2 rRNA genes are annotated in these 1,193 nt (G+C 48.3%); both read left to right on the forward strand.

The features are described from left to right. Positions 1-54 (forward strand): 16S ribosomal RNA (locus SAY88_RS24505); the annotation flags it as partial. Between the two features lie 483 nt (positions 55-537). Next, a 23S ribosomal RNA gene (locus SAY88_RS24510) occupies positions 538-1,193 on the forward strand; the annotation flags it as partial.

Genomic DNA, 1,193 nt, shown 5'->3' on the forward strand with positions numbered 1-1,193 from the left:
GTGAAGTCGTAACAAGGTAGCCGTATCGGAAGGTGCGGCTGGATCACCTCCTTTCTATGGAGTTTAACTCTAGTCGATGTATGGTCTTGGACCATATACGCTTTGGTCTTTTGTTCAGTTTTGAAGGAACTTCCTTCAAGGTTCTTTGAAAACTAGATAATGCAATAGAAACTATAGTAAGTTCATCGGTATCTTATTTATAAGAGAAGTTGAACGAACGTCAAGAATTCACTGACATTTTCAAGAAAATGTCTTAAACGACTTTTTTAAAATAGATCGTTTTTGGCAAAGAGCTTCGAGTAGTTCGAGGAAGCGAGTGGTCGAAAGAATGGAGCGTAGTTTACTACGTGACATGACTGAGAACCGCGAAGCTGACGAAGAAATGCGAAGAAGATCTGCAGCCAAAATGTAATTGCAAAGAGAACCGAGTAGTTCGAGGAAGCAAGTGGCCGAAAGAATGGAGCGTACACCCGTACGTGACATGACTGAGGACCACGCAGCTGACGAAGAAGTGCGTTGTGTTATCTGCAGCAATTTGGTTAAGTTAGAAAGGGCGCACGGTGGATGCCTTGGCACTAGGAGCCTAAGAAGGACGCGACGAACGGCGAAACGCCTCGGGGAGCTGTAAGTGAGCTTTGATCCGAGGATTTCCGAATGGGGGAACCCACCATCCGTAATGGGATGGTACCCATACCTGAATACATAGGGTATGTGGAGGCAGACCTGGGGAACTGAAACATCTAAGTACCCAGAGGAAGAGAAAGCAAATGCGATTTCCCAAGTAGCGGCGAGCGAAACGGAAACAGCCCAAACCAAGAGGCTTGCCTCTTGGGGTTGTAGGACGTCTCATATGGAGTCATAAAAGATGAGGATAGGTGAAGCGATCTGGAAAGATCCGCGGTACAAGGTAACAGCCCTGTAGCCGAAATCCTCGTCTCTCCGAGACGGATCCTGAGTACGGCGGGACACGTGAAACCCCGTCGGAATCCGGGAGGACCATCTCCCAAGGCTAAATACTCCCTAGTGACCGATAGTGAACCAGTACCGTGAGGGAAAGGTGAAAAGCACCCCGGAAGGGGAGTGAAAGAGATCCTGAAACCGTGTGCCTACAACTAGTTGGAGCCCATTTACGGGTGACAGCGTGCCTTTTGTAGAATGAACCGGCGAGTTACGATCCCGTGCAAGGTTAAGCT

It is taken from the genome of Halalkalibacter flavus (genome assembly GCF_036663575.1).
Lineage (GTDB): Bacteria > Bacillota > Bacilli > Bacillales > Bacillaceae_D > Halalkalibacter > Halalkalibacter flavus.